The following is a 19,752-nucleotide window of genomic DNA, read 5'->3' as shown; positions in this document are numbered from 1 at the left end:
GTGCCGCTCAGCGGTCGAGTGCCTGCAGCACCTTCTGGATGTCGAGCTTCTCGGCGCGCTGCGCGAGGAACTGGTTGACGTAGGCCAGCAGCGTGGTGTCGGTCACGGCCACGCCGATGCCCAGCGTGTCTTCCAGGTCCTTCAGCGTCACGGTGCGCAGCACCAGCGAGACGGTGGGGTCGGCCTTGAGCACGCGCTTGACCTCGAACTCGTCGCGATAGGCGCTCACGATCTCGCCCTTGTGCACGGCCACCAGCACGTCGTTCCAGGTCGGGTACTCCTGCACCTTGGCGTGCGGGAAGTTGGTGCGCGCGTAGTCCGCGAAGGACGACTTGGCGATCACGCCGATGCTGCCGTTGAAGTTGCGGATGACCTCCGGCAGCGGGCGCCCGTGCGCGAGCTGCGCGAACTTCACGCGGTTGAGGATCAGCGAGTGGTTCAGCGTGAGGTAGGCGTCGCTGAAGGCGATGGTCTGCGAGCGCGCCAGCGTGCGCGACAGCTTGCTGATGGCCAGGTCGGCCTGGCCGTTGGCCAGCAGGTCGACCACCGCATTGAAGGTGCCGGCCTCGCGGTTGAAGCGCAGCTTCACGCCCAGCTCCTTGGCCAGCGACTGGGCCAGGCCCACTTCGAGCCCGGTCCACTGGCCGCCGTCGTCGAAGAAGAAGAACGGCGGCGTGTCGACCTTGAGCATCGCCACCACCAGCTCGCCGCGCGTCACGATGCGGGCGATGTCGGGCGCGAGCAGCCGGCCGTCGGGCACGCGCACGAGGCCGTTGACGAGCACGGGCGGCGTGGCGGGAGCGGCCGGTTCGACGGCGAAGGCGGCTGCCGCCGGTGCCGCAGGCGGTGCAGGTGGTGTGCCGGCGGGCGTCGCGACCACGGCCGGAGCGGGCGAAGTGAGCGTGCCCTGTGCCACGGGCCGTTCGCCCGCTGCGAGCGCGCTCGTGCCGGCGCAAAGGCCGGCGAGCGCGAGCAGAGAGGGAAGGGCAAGGCGACGCAGTGCGTTGTGCATGCCCGTGAGGTGTCGTGCGTTGTTCGACATGCTTGGAGTCGGTTTGGTCATTGGGTGGAAGTCGCGGGAGCCTGTGCGGGTGCCGGCGCGGCGGAAGGGGATTGCGGCAGCGCTTGTTGCTGCTGCGCTGGCGCAACCGCAGCGGGCGCAGGCAGCGGCGCGGGCGCCAGCAGCTTGCCGATCTCGATGCCCATCAGGAACAGCAGCACGCACAGCAGCACCAGGCAGGCCGCCGTGATGGCGACCATGCGGGAACTCATCGTGAAAACGTATTGGGACATGGGGTGGTCGGGCGTGCCGTTCGTTGTTATTCGTTCGTTTCAGGGAACCATGGATGTGAACTGCCCGGGCACGACCACCTGGATCACGCCGCCCCAGTTGCAGGCGAGCTTGGAGCTGTCCTGCAGCGCGGGCATGTTGCCGACCAGCACCGTGGGCGAACCGGGCGCCCAGGGCGCGGCCGTCACCGGGATGCAGGGCATGGGCGTGAAGGCGCCGAGCGCGGCGGCGGTGGCCGCCGCCACCATCGGGTTCGACATGCTGTTGCAGGTGCCGAAGGGCATGACGTTGACGATCGGCTTGTTGTCCATGATGTTGGCGGCCGGTACGCCGCCGGTGAGCACGCTGCTCACCGGAAGTACCACGAGGTTGGAGGGCGCGGCGCCGAAGCTGCACTGCAGCGTGGCCCCCATGCAGACGTGCATGCCCATGGCTCAGCCTCCCCTCACGAGTTTTTCCAGGCTCTTCATGAAGCCCGGCGATGCGGCGGTTTCCGCGATCTCGCGGCCCGCCTGGTCGAAGCGACGCGCGCCGCCGTACGGCTTGCCCTGGCGGTAGGCGATCTCTTCCATCAGCTGCCCGTTGGGCCAGAAGCGGCGCAGCGGGCCGTGCAACACGTTGGCCACGTAGGTGGACGACTGCGCCACGCCGCCGCCCGGCGCGTAATCGACCACCTCGCCGTCGAGCAGCCCGCCGCGGTAGCGCTCGCGCCGCAGCATGCGGCCTTCGTGGAAGTAGCTGGCCTCGCCTTCGAGGCGCCCGGCCGCATAGGGCAGGCGCGCGGTGACGTCGCCCGATTCGGCATACGACACGGCCTCGCCGTGCTGCACGCCGCGCACATGCTGCCGCGTCTGCATCAGCTTGCCGCTGGGGTAGTAGCTGCGCGTGATGCCCTCGGCCACGCCGCCCAGTCGCTGGGTTTCCTGCAGCAGCTGGCCGCGCTCGTCGAAGAGGCGCATGGCGCCGTGCGGCAGGCCGGCCTGGTAGGAGGCGTCGAACGCCGGCTTGCCGGTTGCCGAGAACACCTGCATCGGCCCGTGCGGCAGGTCGCCCACGAAGGAGGCGCGCACCACAGTCTGGCCGGCATCGTCCAGCGTCTCGCGCATCACGGCAGCGGGCATAGCGGCGAGGTCCTTGTCGGGGAGGGAGGAGGGAAGTGCCATGGCGCCGCTCAATTGATCTTCACCAGCCCGCCCTTGAGCGTGACCATGCCGCCGCCTTCGACCGCGTTCATGCCCGAGGCCTTGCTGCTGATGGAGGGCGCTTCGGTCGAGAGCGATGCGCCGCCCTTGGCCGACAGCGCCACGCCGGCTTCGGCCGCGAAGTTCAGGCTGGCGTTGGCGCCCAGGTTGGTGCCGGCCTTCAGGTCCAGCGTCTGCGCCGACTTGATGAGCAGCGTGCCCGTCACGTCGATCACCAGGTTGCCCGTGACCTTGAGCTCATAGTTGCCCGTCACCGTCTGCGTGAAGTTGGCCTTGTTGTCGTGCGTCTCGTTGCCGGTGACGTCGAGTGCGCGCGTGCCCTTCACCGAGTGGGTCTCGTTGCCCGTGTCGACCTTGACGGTGCGATTGCCCTTGGTGACGGTGTGCAGCTCGTTGCCGGCCATCACGGTGGTGGTGAGGTCGTTCTCGATTTCCACGCGCATGTCCTTCTGCGCGTGCATGTAGAGCTCCTCGGCGTCCTTCTTGTCCTCGAAGCGCATCTCGTTGCCGGCCTCGCCGGCCTTGGTCGAGCGCGAGCGGATGGTGCTTTGCGACGAACTGCCCGGCAGGGCGACCGGCGTGGCGTGCGTGCCGTTGTAGACACTGCCCGATACCAGCGGCCGGTCGGGGTCGCCGTCGACGTAGCTCACGACCACTTCCTGTCCGACGCGCGGCAGGAAGAGCGCGCCCCAGCCTTCGCCGGCCCACATCTGCGACACCCGGATCCAGCACGAGCTTTTCTCGTCCTTCTTGCCCAGGCGGTCCCACGGGAACTGCACCTTGATGCGCCCGTGCTGGTCGGTCCAGATCTCTTCGCCGGCGGGGCCCACTACCCGCGCCGTATGGCTGCCCGCCACCACCGGCCGGGGCGTGAGGCGCGGCGGGCGGAAGGGCATGGCGGGAGGCAGGGTCTCGAAGCTGTTGCCGTAGTGCTCCAGTTCGGCGTGGTGCCGAACGCTGTGCACCAGATGCTCCACGTTGAGGTCCGCGCGCGGATGATCTTCCAGCGTGAAGGTGGTGCCGGGCGTGAGGTAGTGGCAGTGGCTGTCGCCGCGGCCCGACTGGCTGCCGGTCTGGTGCGCTTCCAGGCGGATGCGCGCGCGCGTTTCGCCCGCCGCGAGCGCCACGCGCGAGGGGTATTCGTAGTCGGCGCCGCGCCCGGACTTGCCGTCGATCTGCTTCAGCAGTCGGGTGTCGGGCGTGAGGAAGTCGTAGTCGTCCACCGAATGCGACTTGGTCACCAGCCGCGCGTCCGACTCGAAGCGAGTGACGGCATGGGCGTGCGCGAAGCCTTCCTCGCCGCTGCGCACGACCAGTTTTTCCGCGTGCGTGCACGGCGCGCAAGCCGAATTGGCGTCAGCCAGCACCAGCTTGTGCGCGCCGTCCGCGAAGGTGAAGAAGTAGAAGATGCCTTCCTCTTCCATCAGCCGCGAGACGAAGTCGAAGGCCGTCTCGTCGTAGCGCACGCAGTACTCGCGCGGCGTGTAGCTGCCGGTGAGCTGGAGCTGGAACTCCACGCCGAACTCGTCGAGCACCTTCTGCACGATGTCGGGCGTGCTCAGGTTCTGGTAGATCACGCGGTCGCGGCCCAGGGTGAGCAGCCACATGCGCGGCACCAGTTCGAGCGTGTAGGTCGCGAAGTCGCGGCTGCTGCCCAGGTAGGTGAAGCGCGAGACGATGCCGTTGAAGAAGCGGCTCTCCTTCTCGGGCCGCTGCAGCACGACCGTGGCCGAGGTGCCGATCAGGGTGGCGGCGTCCAGCGCGTCGTCGGCGCAGCGCATGGTCAGCGAGCAGGCGAAGAGCTGCGACAGGCCCTCGCTGGCCTGGAAGGATTCGAGCAGCAGCGTGTCCGGAGCGAGCACGGTCTTCACCGTCAGGAAAGCGGCGTTCTGGGTGAAGCCTTCGCGCATGTTCATCGCTTCGTCAGCTCAGCCCAGCTCAGCGTTTCCGGCTCGAAGCCGAAGGCGAAGGCACCGTCCGCGCCCACGCTCATGTGCACCGCGGTGAAGGCGGCAGCCATCGAGATGCGCTCCAGCACCTGGCGCGAAAGCTCGGGCAGCACCGCGTGCGCCAGGATGTGATCGATGTTGCGCGCGCCGCTGTCCACCTCGGTGCAGCGCGCGGTGATGGCGTCTTCCACCTGCGCGTCCCAGGTGAATTCGGCGTGATGGTTCAGCGAGAAGCGCCGCGCCAGCTTGCCCAGCTTGAGGTTGACGATGGCGCGGATCTGCCCGTCACCCAGGTGGTGGTACGGCACAAGCGCCAGCCGGCCCAGGAAGGCGGGGCTGAACTGCTTGAGCAGTTCGGGCCGTAGGCGCTCCACCAGCTCCTCGGGGTCGGGCCTGCGCCCGCCCTGCGAGGCCTGCGTGATCACGTCCTGCGCGGCGTTGGAGGTCAGCAGGATCAGCGTGTTCTTGAAGTCGATCAGCACGCCTTCGCCGTCTTCCATCGTGCCCTTGTCGAACACCTGGAAGAACAGCTCCAGCACGTCGGGGTGCGCCTTCTCCATCTCGTCGAGCAGCACCACGCTGTAGGGCCGGCGGCGCACCGCCTCGGTGAGCACGCCGCCGCGCCCGTAGCCCACGTAGCCGGGCGGCGCGCCCTTGAGGCTGGAGACGGTGTGCGCCTCCTGGAACTCCGACATGTTCACGGTGATGACGTTGCGCTCGCCGCCGTACAGCAGGTCGGCCAGCGCGAAGGCCGTCTCGGTCTTGCCCACGCCGCTCGGGCCCACCAGCATGAACACGCCCACCGGCTTGCCGGGGTCGTCGAGGTCGGCGTGGAAGGTGCGGATGCGCCGCGCGATGGCGTCGAGGGCGTCGTCCTGGCCGACCACGCGCTCGGCCAGCTTCTCCTTCAGGTTGAGCACCGTGTGCAGCTCGTCGGTCATCATCTTGCCGACCGGGATGCCGGTCCAGCCGGAGATGACCTCGGCCACCATGACGCCGTCGACGCACACCGGCACCATGGGTTCGTCGCTCTGCAGCGCTTCCAGGCCCTTCTCCAGCCGGCGCAGCGCGGCGGTGAGCAGGGCGGGGTCGTTCTCCTCGTCGGCCGGCGGCGCGTCGCTGCGCAGGTTCCCGGCGATCTTGCGGCGCAGCGCGACGATCTCCATCACCGCGTGCTTCTCCTCGTCGACCTTGTCGGACAGGCGCTTGTGCTTCTGGCGCAGCACCTCGAGCCGCCCGGAGAGTGCGGCGATGGCTTCCTGATGGTCACCGCCCGTGGCCGCTTCATGACGCAGCACGCGCAGCTCGCTCTCGCCGGTGGCGATGTCGCGCGCGGCCGATTCGAGCTCGGCCGGCAGCCCGTTCTGCCCGATGGCCACGCGCGCGCAGGCGGTGTCGAGCACGCTGATCGCCTTGTCGGGCAGCTGGCGGCCGGTGATGTAGCGGTGCGAGAGCTTGACCGCCTCGCGCACCGCGTCGTCGACGATCTCCACGCCGTGGTGCTTCTCCAGCGTCTCGACCATGCCGCGCAGCATGTCGATGGCGACTTCTTCGCTCGGCTCTTCGACCTTCACGACCTGGAAGCGCCGCGCCAGCGCCGGATCGCGCTCCACGTATTTCTTGTACTCGGCCCAGGTGGTGGCGGCGATGGTGCGCAGCTCGCCGCGAGCGAGCGCGGGCTTGAGCAGGTTGGCCGCGTCGCCCTGGCCCTCGGCACCGCCCGCGCCGATGAGCTGGTGCGCCTCGTCGATGAAAAGGATCACAGGCGTCGGCGAAGCCTTGACCTCGGCGATGACCGACTTGAGCCGGTTCTCGAACTCGCCCTTCACGCCGGCACCGGCCTGCAGCAGCGCGAGATCGAGCGAGCGCACCGAAACCTGGCGCAGCGCGGGTGGCACGTCGCCCTGCACCACGCGCTGTGCGAAGCCTTCGACCACGGCCGTCTTGCCCACGCCGGCCTCGCCGGTGAGGATGGGGTTGTTCTGGCGGCGGCGCAGCAGCACGTCGATGATCTGGCGGATCTCGCCGTCGCGGCCGCGGATGGGATCGATGGCGCCGTCGCGCGCGAGTTGCGTCATGTCGACCGTGTACTGGTCGAGCGAGGGCGTGGCCGAGCTGCTGCGGCGCGCGGTGGGCATCTGCATCGCGCCGGCTTCGGGAGCGGGCTGCGGTGCGGCGGGTTGGTTCGCGGCAGGCGCGGAGGGGGCCGATGCGATCGGCGCGGCGGCCAGTGCTGCACCCGCCGCGTCTTCGGGCGACGACTGCAGCAGGCTCGCGAGTTCGTCGCGCAGCGATCCGCGCGGGATCTGCAGCAGCGCGGGCGCGGCGTCGACCAGCCGGCCGCGCAGGCGATCGACCTCGAGCAGCGCCAGCATCAGCGTGCCGGAGCGCACGTGCTGCTGGCCCAGCAGCATCGAGCTCATGAGCCAGGCTTCCTGGAAGAGCGGCGCGAAGTCGGGCGCGAGGCTGGGCGTGCGGCCATTGCCGCGCTTGAAGGTGTCCAGCGACTTCTGCAGCTGCGCCTGCACCGTGTCGGGCCGGATGCCGAAGCGGCCGAACACCAGCCGCAGGTCGGGCGCTTCGTTGTCCACCAGCTTCATCAGCAGGTGCTCGATGTCGACGTTGTAGTGCGTCTGCTGCACGCACAGCTCGGCGGCCTGCTCCATGGCGCGCTTGCACTCCGGGTTGAGCCGGCCGAGCAGGGTGCGGATGTCGATGTCCATAGGAATGTTCGGATCAGGCGAGGGGCGCGTCGCCGCCGTCGCTGGTCAGGGTGTGTTGAACGGGCGGCAGCGCGCCGCGGAAGGCCGGCCCGGCGACCCACGAGGTCCAGCCCAGCCGCATCGGGTTGGCCGCGCCGAGCACGCTGCTGCGCCGCTCGGCGGGCGCCAGCCGCAGCTCCATCTCGACCTTCATGTCCTGCGGGATGAAGCGGCGCACCAGCCATTTGGCGAGCGCGTGGTCGGCGCCCTTGGGCAGCAGCTCGCGCAGCCGCTGCTGGCTCAGGTTGTTGAAGACGAGGCGGATGCCCGCTCCCTGGTCCCACACGCGCTTGCCGAGCACCGCACCGCCGCCCAGCGGCTGGCGCATGTCCAGTCGCGCCGTGGCATCGGGCTCCAGCGCCAGCCAGCAGCCGCGGAACTGCGTGCCGTCCACCTGCACGCCGAGGCGGTCGCGCAGCAGCGCGAGCAGGGCGGTCATGCCGCGCGGCGCGCCGCCGAGCAGGCCGGCATGCCGCAGCCACAGGGCCGAGCCGTCGGGCGCGCGCACGCCGGCGCGCAGGCCCAGCGCGCTGGCGGCATCGAGCGTGCTGGCCAGCGTGGAGCGCGAGGGCGACTGCGGGTTGAGCGCCACGTGGTGCTTGCGCCGGCTGCGGTAGAGAAAGGCCAGGAAGCGGTGGTTGAAGATGTCGAGGAAGTCCGCCGTGGCATGGTCGCGCTGCTGGCGGCGCTCCAGCAGCATCTCGGTGAAGGGCATCGGCAGCGGGCCGCCGCTGCCGGCCAGCGAGAGCGTGGGCGTGGTGAGCGAGTAAGGCTCGCCGGTGACGGCCCCGGTGCCGACTTCGCGCACGTCGCTGGCCTCGAAGGCGAGCGAGACGAAGGCGTGCAGCCGCACGGCCTCGCGCTCGCGCGGGCCCTGCGAGCGGCCCACGGGCACCGCGTCGGGCGCGGCGCGCTCGAGCAGGCTGATGGCCTGGAACAGGTTGAAGTCCTGCGGTCGGGCGCTGAGTTCCTCGATGATCACAGCACCACCTGGCGGCCCGTCATCGGGGCCCATTGCTTGCGGATCTCCTCGCCGCTGCGCACCGCGAGGCGCACGAAGGAGTTCACCGAGGTGTACATCGCGAAGAAGCGCGCGAGCACCGCCGACATCATGAGCGGCGAGCCGCCGACGAAGGCGTCGTCCTCGAATTCGAGCGTGACCTGCGTGCCCCGGCAGTAGCCGCGCCAGGCCTCCGTGCCCACGTGCGCGGTGACGCCGCGCGCGGAGAGCCCGGCGATGCCGCGAATCTGCGCGTGGTCGCGGCGGCTGTCGGAGGCGAACAGCAGCAGCATTTCGCGCAGCTGCTCGCGGCCGGTGGAGCCGTCGACCAGCGATTGGTGGTTGAGCGTGAGCAGCGACACCAGGCGCCAGAGCGTTTCGCTGCCCAGCGGCGGATCGCGCTGCGCGGTGGGCTCGTAGAGGCAGCGCACGTGCGTGGGCTGCGGCGGGCCCTCGGCCAGCAGGCGCGCGCCCACGGGCACCTGCTCGGCCAGGCGGCGGTTGGTGCACAGCAGGTGCGCGTAGACCACGGGCTGCGCGGGGCGGGTGTGCGCCTTGCCCTGGTCGACGAAGGAAAGGAAGACGTCGGTGCCCGGGATGTTCTGGCGCAGGCAGGGCTCGCGGCGCGCGGACCAGAAGACCGCGCCGTCCTTTGCGCCCGGTGCGCCGTCCACATGGCCCAGCGCGGCGAAGCCGGGCACGTTCACCGGCTTGTCGGCGTCCGGATCGGAGGCCACCACCGAGACGATGGAATGCACCTCGGTGGTCGCGTCGCGCTGGCGGTCGGGCACCAGCATGTATTCGTAGTGGCGCTGGTCCATCGCCAGCGGTTCGCTCACGCGGGGGAACAGGTTGACGATGGGCGTGCAGCCGAGCTGGAAGTTGTCGGCGTCGATGTAGCGCAGCGCGCGCGTGGAGCGATCGAGCTGGAAGGCGATCTCGCAGCGGCGCCCGCTGCCCAGGCGCGAGCGCAGCCGATGCAGGTCGAAGAAATGGAACTTGCGCGGGAACGCGAAGTACTCCTGCAGCAGGCCGTAGGCGGGTTGGGCGTTGGCGGGCTGCGGCAGCACCTCCTCGCCTTCGGCGAAGCCCACCTCGCGCCATGCATCGGCCGGCAGCGCCTGCGCCATGCCGCCTTCGGGAATGACGGCCACCGACTTCACGCCCGACACCAGCGCGTCGTACAGCGGCATGGTGGTCATCCAGTCGCCCTGCAGGTGAATGCGCAGGCTGTCGATCTCCAACTCGGAGAAGTCGGCCTCGGCCTCGCATTCGAGCACCAGCCGCAGCACGGCGTCGGCATCGATGCCGGCTTGCGCGATGCGCAGCGGCCACAGCACGGTGTCCCAGGCGGTGCGGAAGCGGCAGTCCTGCGAGGACGGCGAAGATGAAGAAGATGAAGACGACGAAGTCGTGCGCGCGTGCAGCATGGTGTGGCGCGGCACCTTGAAGCCCGCCGTGACCTTGCCCTGCGCGGGGTCGAGGGCGAACTGCGCCACCGACATCGAGGGCAGGGGCTGCACCAGCGAAGGGCAGAGGTTGTCGAGCAGGGCGTAGGCGACGTCGGGAAACTCCTGGTCGAGGTCGCGGTGCACGCGCGCCGACAGGAAGGCCACCGACTCGATCAGGCGTTCGGTGTGAGGGTCGAGCGACTCGCCGCCGTGCAGCGAGAGGCGCGAGGCGACCTTGGGGTAGCGCTGGGCGAAGTCGGCCCCCTGTCCCCTGAGGTAGGACAGCTCGCGCTTGTAGTACTGCAGAAGGTCGCTGTGCTGTAGGTCGGACACGTCAGGCGACTTTCATCAGGCTGTCCGGCGCGCCGAGCAGCATCTCGAAGTCCACGCGGCGCAGCGCGAGTCCGGCCCGCGCCTGCGCGCCGATGTGCACCAGCGCCACCTCGTGGCGGTTGGGCGCGGGGCTGACCTGCACGCTCACCTCCGACAGGCGCGGCTCGTAGCGCGAAACGGCCGTGCGCAGAAGCGCGGCCAACCTCTGCAGGTCGGCCGCGTTCTGAGCGCTGAACACGGAAAAATCGGGAATGCCGTACTCCAGGACGGTGCCGCTGCCTTGCGCGTAGTCGTCCGCCGAAAGCGGCGAGCGCGTGTTGAAGAGCCGGCGCAGCTCGCGGCCGATGGAGTCCTGCACGGACTCCATCGTCTCGAGATGCGCGGCACCACGGACGTGCTCGGACTGCGCGGACGCCAACCGGTCGAACAGGGGGACGACGCTCCCTTTGACGAGTTCGGACACGGTGCTTGGCGCCGGAGGTCAGCGGCGCGTCATCAGGCCACCGCGACGTTCTTGGAGATATCCCAGCCGAACGGTGCGACGCCTTCCTGGCCGCCTTCTTCCTTCTGCTTCGTGTACTCGACCTTGATGGCCGCGTAGTTCAGCGAGATGCTTTCCTGGGGCAGGTCGCCGCCGCTGGACACCGAGAAGCCGCTGAGGATCACGTCGGTCAGGGTCACGACCATCAGGGGCAGCAGGCCGCTCTTGTCTTCGCGCGGGAAGGTGATGACGGTGTCGCCGCCGAACACTTCGCCGCCGGCGAGCTTCTGCAGCAGCTGGGGCGAGGCCGAGTCGCTGGTGCGCGTCACGGTGATTTCGGAGAAGCTGGGCTTGCCCGCGGTGCGCTCCTGGTTGGAGGTGCCCGAGGTCACGGCGAGGCCGGCGCCGAACTGGAAGCTCTGCACTTCCATTTCGTCCTTGTGGCCTTCGATCTGGGTCTGGCCCTTGACACCGGGCATCTTGAGATAGATCGGCATATGAATGTTCTTTCAGTCTGTCTGTAGGTTGACGTGGATGTCGGGGCGGTCAGGCGGCGGCCGCCGGCAGGTCGGCCACCAGGCGGATGGAGGCCGAGAGTTCCTCGAGCTGGAAGTGCGGCTTCAGGAAGGCGATGGCGCGGTACGAGCCCGGCTTGCCCGGCACTTCGGTCACGTCCACGCGGGCCTGGCTCAGCGGGTACTTGGCCTTCATGGCCTGCGGCGCCGACGGGCTCACCAGCACGTAGTTCGCAACCCAGTTGTTCAGGTGCTTCTGCATGTCGGCCTGCGTCTGGAAGCTGCCGATCTTGTCGCGCACGATCACCTTCAGGTAGTGGGCGAAGCGCGAGGCGGCCAGGATGTAGGGCAGGCGCGCGGAGACGGCGGCATTGGCGTTGGCCGCGTCCTTGTCGTAGACCTTGGGCTTGTTGACGGTCTGGCCGCCGAAGAAGGCCGCGGTGTTCGAGCCCTTGGAGTTGACGATGGCGATGAAGCCCAGGTCGCTCAGCTCCTTCTCGCGGCGGTCGGTGATGGTCACTTCCGTCGGCGGCTTCAGCGCGATGTCGCCTTCGTCCGTCTTGTAGGCGTGGGCCACCATGCCGTCGACCTTGCCGCCGCCTTCCACGCCGCGGATGGCGGTGGTCCAGCCGTACAGCGAGTGCGCCTGCGTGATGCGAAGGCCGAGCTGGTAGGCCGCGTTGGCCCACAGGTACTTGCCGTGGTCGGTGCCGTCCACGTCTTCCTCGTAGTTGAAGTTCTCCACGGGAATGGTCTTGGCGCCGTAGGGCAGGCGGGCCGCATAGCTGGGCAGCACCAGCGAGACGTAGCGCGAGTCTTCCGATTCGCGGAAGCCGCGCCACGAGGCGAGCTCGGCGCTCTCGAAGGTCTTGGACAGGTCGCGCGGAATACCGAGTTCGGTGAACGACTTGAAGTCGAACAGGGCGGGCGCGGCTGCGGCGATGAAAGGCGCGTGCGCGGCGGCTGCCACGCGCGAGATGCGCTCCAGCAGGGCGATGTCCTGCGGGTGGCGGCCGAAGTAGTAGTCGCCGATCAGCAGCGAGTAGGGGTGGCCGCCGTAGGTGCCGTATTCCTCTTCGTAGATCTTCTTGAAGAGCACGCTGGTGTCGTGGTCGACTGCGCCTTCCAGGTCCTTCAGCAGGTCCTTCTTGCTCACGTTGAGCAGGCGCAGCTTGAGGTTGCTGCCGGTCTCGGTGCCGAACACCAGGTCGTGCAGGCCGCGCCACGAGGCTTCGAGGGCCTGGAACTCGGCGGCGTGCAGGATCGCGTTGAGCTGGTCGGTCAGAAGGCGGTCGATTTCGGCGACGCGCTCGTTGATGAGCGTGACCACGCCCTTGTCGGGGCTGGTCTTCATGCCTTCGTCGAGGATCTGCGAAGCCAGCTGGCCGATCAGCTTCTTGGCGTAGGCGCCCTGCGAGGGCTCCGTCGTCATGTTGCCTTCGTGGACGATCTTGTCGAGCAGGCTCATGTCACTGGTCGTGACGGTGGTTGCTGCTGCACTGCCGGCTTCGGCGGCTTTGGATTTGTTGGCCATCTCTATCACCATTCATGAAGTGCCGGGCTGCGCCGCGAGGGGCAGCGGCCGGCGTGGTTGATCACGCTGCCGGTGCTTCGGCTTCGGGGGAGGTCTGGGGAGCGGCTTCCGCAGAAGCAGCAGCGGGGGCCTGGGCCGGCGCGGCGTCGGCTTCCGCCTTGGCCTGGCTCTGGACCGTCTTCAGGTCTTCGCTGTTCTGCACCACGCGCTCGAGCAGGCCGTCGAGTTCGTCGTTGCCGTCGAGCTTGGCGAGCAGGTCGCGCAGCTGCTGGCGCGCTTCGAGCAGCTTGGCCAGGCGGGGCACCTGGCTCACGATGGCTTCGGGATGGAAGTCGCCGAACTCCTTGAAGTTCAGTTCGATCTTCAGGTTGCCTTCGCCCTTCATGGTGTCGGGCACCGAGAGGTCCAGGCGAGGGGAGATGTTGCCGAGCACGCCGTCGAAGTTGTCGCGGTCGATCTCGACGAAGCGGCGCTCCTTGAGCTTGGGCAGCGGCTGCGCGGGCTGGCCCGACAGGTCGGCCAGCAGGCCCACCACGAGCGGCAGCTCCTTCTTTTCGACTGCGTCGCCGATCTCGACGTCGTAGGTGATCTGGACGCGCGGAGGACGGTTGCGTCCCACCCATTTTTGCAAGCTGTTCGACATTGTTCGCTCTCAGAAAAGGTTGAATTGACAAGAACACTCGTTGGAGTTTTCGACGCCGTGCCGCCCCTGGGGCGGCGCGCGGTCCGTTGCCGTTGCGGTCCCGGCATGCATCAGAGACGGCACAGAAGATACAAATCGAGATATCTGCTAACAATCCCCAGAATTGGGTAGGTACCCCATGACGCAGGTAGAACCTCGTCAAAAAGCAAGAGATGAATCTGGGAAAAATCTTGTTATTGCGCGTTTTTTCACGTAATTGACACGCAAATGACCGGCGTGCTACCGGAGGGGGCGCGAATACGCGCATCCGGTCACGCGGATGGGAGAAGAGTGGGAAGCGCCAAGCGACCGCGAGCCGGTCGATGCGCGCGAAAAAGCGGGCTATTTGTAACGGCCGATGGGGAGGTGCCGCGGCCCCGGCCGCAGCGCTGGCGAGTTGCTCGCGCGAGGAAAAACGCCGCCGCGTCTTCCTACAGTTCGATGAATGCCGAGGTGGCCTTGTTGAGTGCCAGCATGCCCTTGGCCGTGATCGATTCGACCTGGGCGAGCTGGCGGATCGCGCGCGCATCGGGCGCACGGTCCGAAGGCGGGATGAACGCTGTCACCAACTCTGCCGCACGCAGCACGCGCAGCCTGTCGATGTCGGCCGGCGTGTGGATGACATATGGCAATTTCTGCTCGGCGATAGCCCGAAGAAATTCCATGGACATGAGCCGTCTCCTTTTGGTTGAGGGCGTTCCGGACATTGTGCGCACAAACAATTAGCGTTGTCTAAACCCTGTGCTGCGCATGCCTTTCTTCGCGTGTACCGAAGTGTTCCTTTCGCGCAGCGAAGGCGACGAAGGTGCCAGTTTGTTTCCGGCGACCTGCCGGAGAGCTGACATGAAGAGCGCTCGATCGACGGTTAGTTGATGGTCTGCACGGGCCACGCAGTGGTGTCCGGCATCACGATGTGCCAGCGCACCGGGTCGATGCCTTCGAAGGTCGCGCGATAGCGATCGGAGGTGCGTCCTTCGCCCGTCACGTCGCGTATCACGATGCTGTCGATGCGCTTCGGATGCGAGCGAAACGTTTGCGCGTAGATCTCGGGATCGGCCTCGCCCGAATCGCCCACCAGCACGAAGCGGCGCTGCGGAAATTCCGCGAGCAGCCGGGCTATCACGCCGAGCTTGTGCTCGCGCGAATCGTTGTCGCCCGGAATGAGCGTGCGCCACGTCGTGCTCTCGCGCAGGTGCATGCTGCCCGGCGGAAAATCCGCGTTGCGGATGAAGTCCGACAGCGCCGGATACAGCTGTATGGGGCTCGCCGAAAGATAGTGGAAGCGCGTGCCCGGCACCTTCGCCAGCGCGCGATACCAGCCCGCCATGCGCGGTGCAGCCTCGAAGCGGCGCGCGAATGTGTTGAGCAGCATCTCGCGCCGGTCGCGCACCTGCGTGCGCTTGATGGTGTCGTCGATGTCCGAGATGACCGACACACCCTGCTCGGGCACCACGAGCGCCTGGCCCCTGAAGCGATGCAGCAGCTCGCCCGGGCCGGTCACGCCATGGAACTGCACCCACTCCTGCGGCGAAGGCGACGTAGGCAGCAGCGGCGCGCGGGGCATGTCGATCACGATGCGCAGGTTGCAACGGCCGTCCTTGCCCGAAGGCGGCATCGTCACGCGCGTGGGGCTGCCGTCGAAGTCGACGCCGATCACCTTGCCTTCTTCCGACTCCGCATGGAAGAGCGCGGTGCGCTGGTTGAAGCGCAGGCGCGCGGCGGGCGAGAGCTTCTTCAGGCTCAGGCCGAGGTAGCGCGCAAGGGTCGTGTTGAGTCCCCAGCGATGCTCGCGCTCGAAGATCCATGCGTGGACGTCGACCTCGAGCCGGCCATCGGCGGTGGGGCGCGCCGTGCCGGTCATGAAGAGCGCTTCTTCGTCGGGCTCAAGTGGCTCCGCCGCTCGCAGGGCCTGCATAGGCGCAAGGCCCGCGAGCAGGGCCGCACCGGCGATCACCGAGCGGCGCCGCAAGCCGGACGGGAGTGGCCGGTGCGCAACGCCTTCGCTCATCGCCCTGTTTTTTTATTTCTTCGCCGCGGGGGCGATGCGCTCGTAGGTCACGAAGCTGAAGCCAAGGCCTTCCTTGGCCGAGACATGCGATTCGCGCTGCGTCTCGCGCCAGGAGGCGGCATCGAGCTCGGGTGCGTAGGCATCGCCTTCGTAGTCGCGCGCGACCTCGGTTACCACAGCGCGCTGCGCGAGCGGCTCGGCTTCGGCGTAGATCTGCGCGCCGCCGATGACCCAGGCGGTATCGGTCTCCGGCGAGTCGCAGTGCGACAGCGCCTCCTGCAGGCTGCCCGCGCGTTGTGCGCCCTCGGCCTGCCAGTCGGCCTGCCGCGTGATCACGATGTTGCGCCGGCCCGGCAGCGGACGGAAGCGCGGCGGCAGCGAGTCCCAGGTCTTGCGGCCCATGATCACCGGTGCGCCGGCGGTCTGCTGCTTGAAGTGCGCCATGTCCTCCGGGATGTGCCAGGGGATGGTGTTGTTGATGCCGATCACGCCGTTGGCGGCGCGGGCGAAGATGAGGTTGATGCGGGGCTTGCTCATTCGGCTCGCACCACTCACACCGCCACCGGCGCCTTGATCGGATCGCCGTGCCGGTAGTCCAGCACCTCGAAGTCCTCGTACTGGTAGTCGAAGATCGAGGCCGGCTTGCGCTTGATGTTCAGCGTGGGGTACGGGTAGGGCGTGCGGCTCAGCTGCAGCGCGACCTGTTCGGCGTGGTTGCTGTAGATGTGGCAGTCGCCGCCGGTCCAGATGAAGTCGCCCACGTCGAGGTCGCACTGCTGCGCGATCATGTGCGTGAGCAGCGCATAGCTCGCGATGTTGAAGGGCACGCCCAGGAAGATGTCGGCGCTGCGCTGGTAGAGCTGGCAGCTGAGCTTGCCGCGTTCGCCCTCGGCCTGCGGCGGCGCCACGTAGAACTGGAAGAAGGCGTGGCAGGGCATGAGCGCCATCTTCGACAGCTCGGCCACGTTCCACGCGCTCACGATGATGCGGCGCGAATCGGGGTTGGTCTTGAGCGTCTTGATGACTTCGGAAATCTGGTCGATGTGGCCGCCATCGGGCGTGGGCCAGCTGCGCCACTGCACGCCGTACACGGGGCCGAGGTCGCCATCCTCGCGCGCCCATTCGTCCCAGATGGTGACGCCGCGTTCCTTGAGCCAGTTGTTGTTGCTGGAGCCGGTGAGGAACCACAGCAGTTCCTGGATGATGGACTTCAGGTGCACCTTCTTGGTGGTGACCAGCGGGAAACCCTCGTTGAGGTCGAAGCGCATCTGGTGGCCGAACACGCTCTTGGTGCCGGTGCCCGTGCGGTCGCTCTTGAAGACGCCATGGGTGTCGACATGGCGCATGAAATCTTCGTACTGGGAGCGGACGGGGCGGGCGGGCGTGGAGGTCATGGGGGAGGGGCTTCCGGGGGGATCTGGCGGGAGGCTTCGAATTTTAAGTGCCCGGGCGTAGCATCGCCCGGATGAGCTCCGACCACCCCCACGACGACAGCGGCCACGGTCACGACCATGGCCATGAACACAGCGAACTCGGAGAAATGGACCTGCGCGTGCGCGCGCTCGAGAGCGTGCTCGCACAGAAGGGCTACATCGACCCGGCCGCGCTCGACGTGCTGATCGACACCTACCAGACCCGCATCGGCCCGCGCAACGGCGCGAGGGTGGTGGCGCGGGCCTGGGTCGATCCGGCCTTCCGGCAGTGGCTGCTGGCGGACGCCACGGCGGCCATCGCCTCGCTGGGCTACACCGGCAGGCAGGGCGAGCACATGGTGGCGGTGGAGAACACCGGCGACACGCACCACATGGTGGTGTGCACCCTGTGCAGCTGCTACCCGTGGCCGGTGCTGGGCCTGCCGCCCACCTGGTACAAGAGCGCGCCATACCGCTCGCGTGCGGTGAAGGACCCGCGCGGCGTGCTCGCCGACTTCGGCGTGACCCTGCCCGAGACCACACGCATCCGCGTATGGGATTCGACCGCCGAGGTGCGCTACCTCGTCATCCCGCAGCGGCCCGCCGGCACCGAGGGCCTGAGCGAAGAGCAGCTTGCCGACCTGGTCTCGCGCGACTCGATGATCGGCACGCGGCTGGCCGGTGCGCCAGTTGAAGCCGGGGGCGCCGCATGAGCTACGCGACGAAGGCCGATCTCGGTGGACAGCCCGGCTTCGGCAAGGTGGTGCCCGAAGCCGAGGGCGAACTCTTCCATGCCGACTGGGAGCCGCGTGCCTTGGCACTGGTGTTGGCCATGGGTGCGACGGGCTCCTGGAACATCGATGCGAGCCGCTCCGTGCGCGAGACACTGCCCGACTACGGTGAGCTGGGCTACTACCAGATATGGCTTCGCGCGCTGGAGCAGCTGATGCTGCAGCGCGGCCAGATCTTTCCCGGCGAGATCGCGAACGGCGAGATGAGCCACCCGGCCGCGCCCGTGGCCCGCGTGCTGCGCGCGGCCGATGTGCCGGCGGTGCTGGCCAAGGGCTCGCCCGCCGAACGGCCGGCACTAGCACCGGCCCGCTTCGCCCCGGGCCAGGAGGTGCGCATGCATCTGGGCAAGGTCGACCATCACACGCGCCTGCCGGCCTATGTGCAGGGCAAGCGCGGCACCATCGTCCAGGTGCATGGCGCGCATGTGTTCGCCGACACCAACGCGCAAGGGCTAGGCGAGCACCCGCAGTGGCTCTACACGGTGGAGTTCGACGAGACCGAGCTCTGGGGCGGCGATGCGCCGCGCCAGAACCTCTCGGTGTCGGTCGATGCCTGGGAGAGTTACCTGGAGGCGGTGGCATGAGTGGAGAGCGCATGCCGTTGTCGCCCGGCATGCCGCGCGATGCGGACGGGCCGGTGTTCAGCGCGCCATGGGAGGCCCAGGCCTTCGCGATGACGCTGGCGCTGCACGAGCGCGGCCTTTTCACGTGGCCCGAATGGGCCGAGGCGCTGGCCGCGCAGATCGCCGAGGCCCAGGCCGCTGGCGATCCCGACACCGGCCAGACCTACTACCTGCACTGGCTGGCCGCGCTCGAGAAGCTCGTGGCCAGCAAGGGCGCCAGCTCGGGCGACGAGCTGGCCCGCTACCGGCATGCCTGGGAGCACGCGGCCAGCCGCACGCCGCACGGTCAGCCGATCGAACTGCGCGGGGAGGACTTTCCCGGCTGAACTGTCTGTAGAGTGCGAGCGGCAAGGCGGGTGCGAGCCCGCCGCGCTTTTCCCGAACCTCTTCAACAGAACGGACAACATGACGACTCACTCGCGCCATCCCGCATCGGCTTCTTCTGTCTCTTCGGCCATGAAATCCCGCGCACCCGCCCGCCGCCGCATGCTCGCCATCGCCCAGTGCGCCGCGCTCGCATGCGCGCTCTTCGCCGGCAACGCCATGGCGCAGAAGCCGCACCAGGGTGTGCTCGACGCGGCCACGCAGAGCAAGGATGGCGCGCTCAAGATGCTGGAGACCATGGTCAACATCGATTCGGGCTCGGCGGACACGGCGGGCCTGGCCAAGGTGCGCGAGATGGCGGTGGAAGAGCTGCGCAAGCTCGGCGCGCGCATCGAGACCTTTCCGGCCGATCCGCATCCCGGCACCAACGTGGTCGCCACGCTGACGGGGCAGGGCAAGAAGAAGATCCTGATCCTCGCGCACATGGACACCGTCTTCAAGGAAGGCACGGCCGCAGCCAAGCCTTTCTACATCAAGGACGGCCGCGCCTACGGCCCCGGCGTGATGGACGACAAGGGCGGCGTGGTGGCGGGCCTTTATGCGCTGAAGATCCTCCAGCAGATCGGCTTCAAGGACTATGGGCAGATCACCTTCCTGCTCGACACCAACGAAGAGACCGGCTCAGTGGGCACCAGCGCACTGATCGAGCGCGTCGCCAAGCAGCATGACGTGGCGCTGAACCTGGAGCCGGGCCGCCCGGCCGACGGCCTCGTGGTCGAGCGCAAGGGCTCGGCCACCGCGCTCGTCGAGGTCAAGGGGCTGGCCGCTCACGCGGGCGTTGCGCCCGAGGCCGGCCGCAACGCGGCGATGGAGGTGGCGCACCAGGTGCTGCAGCTGTCGAAGACGGCCGACGCGGCGAAGAAGACGACCGTCAACTTCACGGTGCTCACGGCCAACGGACCGACCAACGTGATTCCCGCGACAGCGAGCGCCAAGGGCGACGTGCGCGCCGCCACGCCCGAGGAGCTCGATCGCGTGGAGAAGGACCTCGTGCGCATTTCGCAGAACAAGCTGATTCCCGAGACCGAAGTGCGCGTGCGCCTGATCCGCGGCCTGCCGCCGATGCCGCGCTCGCCCGCCTCGGACAAGCTGGTGAACATGGCCGAAGGCATCTATGCCGAGATCGGCAAGAAGCTCACCATCGAGAGCAGCGGCGGCGCGGCCGACGCGAGCCTGGTGGCGGGCGTCGGCGTGCCGGTGCTCGACGGCTTCGGCATCGTGGGCGGCGGCATCCACACGCCGGAGGAGTACGCGGAAGTCGAGAGCGTGGTGCCGCGCCTGTACCTGCTGTCGCGCATGCTGATGGACCTGAGCAGCGCGAACTGATCCGCGCG

General features: G+C 68.2%; 20 protein-coding genes. 4 read left to right on the top strand and 16 right to left on the bottom strand.

What is annotated here, in order from left to right:
* Window positions 1-7 precede the first annotated feature (7 nt).
* From AC1VNX_RS23140 to AC1VNX_RS23065, 16 genes are all read right to left on the bottom strand, one after another.
* Entirely contained in the window at window positions 8-1,042 is a 1,035-nt protein-coding gene (locus AC1VNX_RS23140) for an ABC transporter substrate-binding protein (RefSeq protein ID WP_483159839.1), read from the bottom strand.
* Window positions 1,043-1,059: 17 nt separating this feature from the next.
* On the bottom strand, window positions 1,060-1,272 hold the full coding sequence (locus AC1VNX_RS23135; protein WP_483159837.1) for a hypothetical protein: 213 nt from the start codon (window positions 1,270-1,272) through the stop codon (window positions 1,060-1,062).
* A 60-nt stretch (window positions 1,273-1,332) separates the two neighbouring features.
* On the bottom strand, window positions 1,333-1,722 hold the full coding sequence (locus AC1VNX_RS23130; protein WP_483159835.1) for a DUF4280 domain-containing protein: 390 nt from the start codon (window positions 1,720-1,722) through the stop codon (window positions 1,333-1,335).
* Between the two features lie 3 nt (window positions 1,723-1,725).
* On the bottom strand, window positions 1,726-2,454 hold the full coding sequence (locus AC1VNX_RS23125; protein ID WP_483159833.1) for a toxin-antitoxin system YwqK family antitoxin: 729 nt from the start codon (window positions 2,452-2,454) through the stop codon (window positions 1,726-1,728).
* A gap of 8 nt (window positions 2,455-2,462) precedes the next feature.
* A complete protein-coding gene (locus tag AC1VNX_RS23120; protein ID WP_483159831.1) occupies window positions 2,463-4,409 on the bottom strand; it encodes a type VI secretion system Vgr family protein in 1,947 nt (648 codons plus the stop codon).
* Window positions 4,406-7,165 (bottom strand): type VI secretion system ATPase TssH, encoded by a 2,760-nt coding sequence (tssH, locus tag AC1VNX_RS23115; RefSeq protein WP_483159829.1) that lies wholly within the window; start codon window positions 7,163-7,165, stop codon window positions 4,406-4,408. Before tssH ends, AC1VNX_RS23120 begins: the two co-directional genes overlap by 4 nt.
* A 13-nt stretch (window positions 7,166-7,178) precedes the next feature.
* Window positions 7,179-8,219: a type VI secretion system baseplate subunit TssG gene (gene tssG, locus AC1VNX_RS23110; RefSeq protein WP_483159827.1), complete on the bottom strand. Its 1,041-nt coding sequence runs from the start codon at window positions 8,217-8,219 to the stop codon at window positions 7,179-7,181.
* The gene (gene tssF, locus AC1VNX_RS23105) at window positions 8,183-9,988 is read right to left on the bottom strand and encodes a type VI secretion system baseplate subunit TssF (RefSeq protein WP_483159825.1); all 1,806 of its coding nucleotides are present in this window, start codon (window positions 9,986-9,988) and stop codon (window positions 8,183-8,185) included. The genes tssG and tssF overlap by 37 nt, the downstream gene beginning before the upstream one ends.
* Before the next feature lies 1 nt (window position 9,989).
* Window positions 9,990-10,451 (bottom strand): type VI secretion system baseplate subunit TssE, encoded by a 462-nt coding sequence (gene tssE / locus AC1VNX_RS23100; protein WP_483159823.1) that lies wholly within the window; start codon window positions 10,449-10,451, stop codon window positions 9,990-9,992.
* Window positions 10,452-10,483: 32 nt separating this feature from the next.
* A complete protein-coding gene (locus AC1VNX_RS23095; RefSeq protein WP_483159821.1) occupies window positions 10,484-10,966 on the bottom strand; it encodes an Hcp family type VI secretion system effector in 483 nt (160 codons plus the stop codon).
* Between the two features lie 49 nt (window positions 10,967-11,015).
* A complete protein-coding gene (tssC, locus tag AC1VNX_RS23090; protein ID WP_483159819.1) occupies window positions 11,016-12,518 on the bottom strand; it encodes a type VI secretion system contractile sheath large subunit in 1,503 nt (500 codons plus the stop codon).
* 61 nt (window positions 12,519-12,579) lie between these two features.
* A complete protein-coding gene (gene tssB, locus AC1VNX_RS23085) occupies window positions 12,580-13,161 on the bottom strand; it encodes a type VI secretion system contractile sheath small subunit (protein WP_483159817.1) in 582 nt (193 codons plus the stop codon).
* Window positions 13,162-13,631: 470 nt separating this feature from the next.
* Window positions 13,632-13,871: a hypothetical protein gene (locus AC1VNX_RS23080; protein ID WP_483159815.1), complete on the bottom strand. Its 240-nt coding sequence runs from the start codon at window positions 13,869-13,871 to the stop codon at window positions 13,632-13,634.
* Window positions 13,872-14,065: 194 nt separating this feature from the next.
* Entirely contained in the window at window positions 14,066-15,208 is a 1,143-nt protein-coding gene (locus AC1VNX_RS23075; protein WP_483159813.1) for a phosphatidate phosphatase App1 family protein, read from the bottom strand.
* Window positions 15,209-15,220: 12 nt separating this feature from the next.
* Complete coding sequence (locus tag AC1VNX_RS23070) at window positions 15,221-15,745, bottom strand: dihydrofolate reductase (RefSeq protein WP_483159811.1); 525 nt, start codon at window positions 15,743-15,745, stop codon at window positions 15,221-15,223.
* A gap of 14 nt (window positions 15,746-15,759) precedes the next feature.
* On the bottom strand, window positions 15,760-16,602 hold the full coding sequence (locus AC1VNX_RS23065) for a thymidylate synthase (protein ID WP_483159809.1): 843 nt from the start codon (window positions 16,600-16,602) through the stop codon (window positions 15,760-15,762).
* 71 nt (window positions 16,603-16,673) lie between these two features.
* Between AC1VNX_RS23065 and nthA the strand changes: the two genes are divergently transcribed.
* The 4 genes from nthA (at window position 16,674) to AC1VNX_RS23045 (ending at window position 19,744) form a co-directional block, all read left to right on the top strand.
* Window positions 16,674-17,333, top strand: coding sequence for a nitrile hydratase subunit alpha (nthA, locus tag AC1VNX_RS23060; RefSeq protein WP_483159807.1), 660 nt, complete (start codon window positions 16,674-16,676; stop codon window positions 17,331-17,333).
* A complete protein-coding gene (gene nthB / locus AC1VNX_RS23055) occupies window positions 17,330-17,995 on the top strand; it encodes a nitrile hydratase subunit beta (RefSeq protein ID WP_483159805.1) in 666 nt (221 codons plus the stop codon). Before nthA ends, nthB begins: the two co-directional genes overlap by 4 nt.
* Entirely contained in the window at window positions 17,992-18,360 is a 369-nt protein-coding gene (locus AC1VNX_RS23050) for a nitrile hydratase accessory protein (RefSeq protein ID WP_483159803.1), read from the top strand. Before nthB ends, AC1VNX_RS23050 begins: the two co-directional genes overlap by 4 nt.
* A 160-nt stretch (window positions 18,361-18,520) precedes the next feature.
* Entirely contained in the window at window positions 18,521-19,744 is a 1,224-nt protein-coding gene (locus tag AC1VNX_RS23045) for a glutamate carboxypeptidase (RefSeq protein WP_483162006.1), read from the top strand.
* The last annotated feature ends 8 nt before the right edge of the window (window positions 19,745-19,752 follow it).

The organism is Variovorax sp. TLI9-5A, assembly GCF_056867935.1.
The sequence above is the reverse complement of the archived record's forward strand: the minus strand, read 5'-3'. Positions and strand labels throughout refer to the sequence as shown.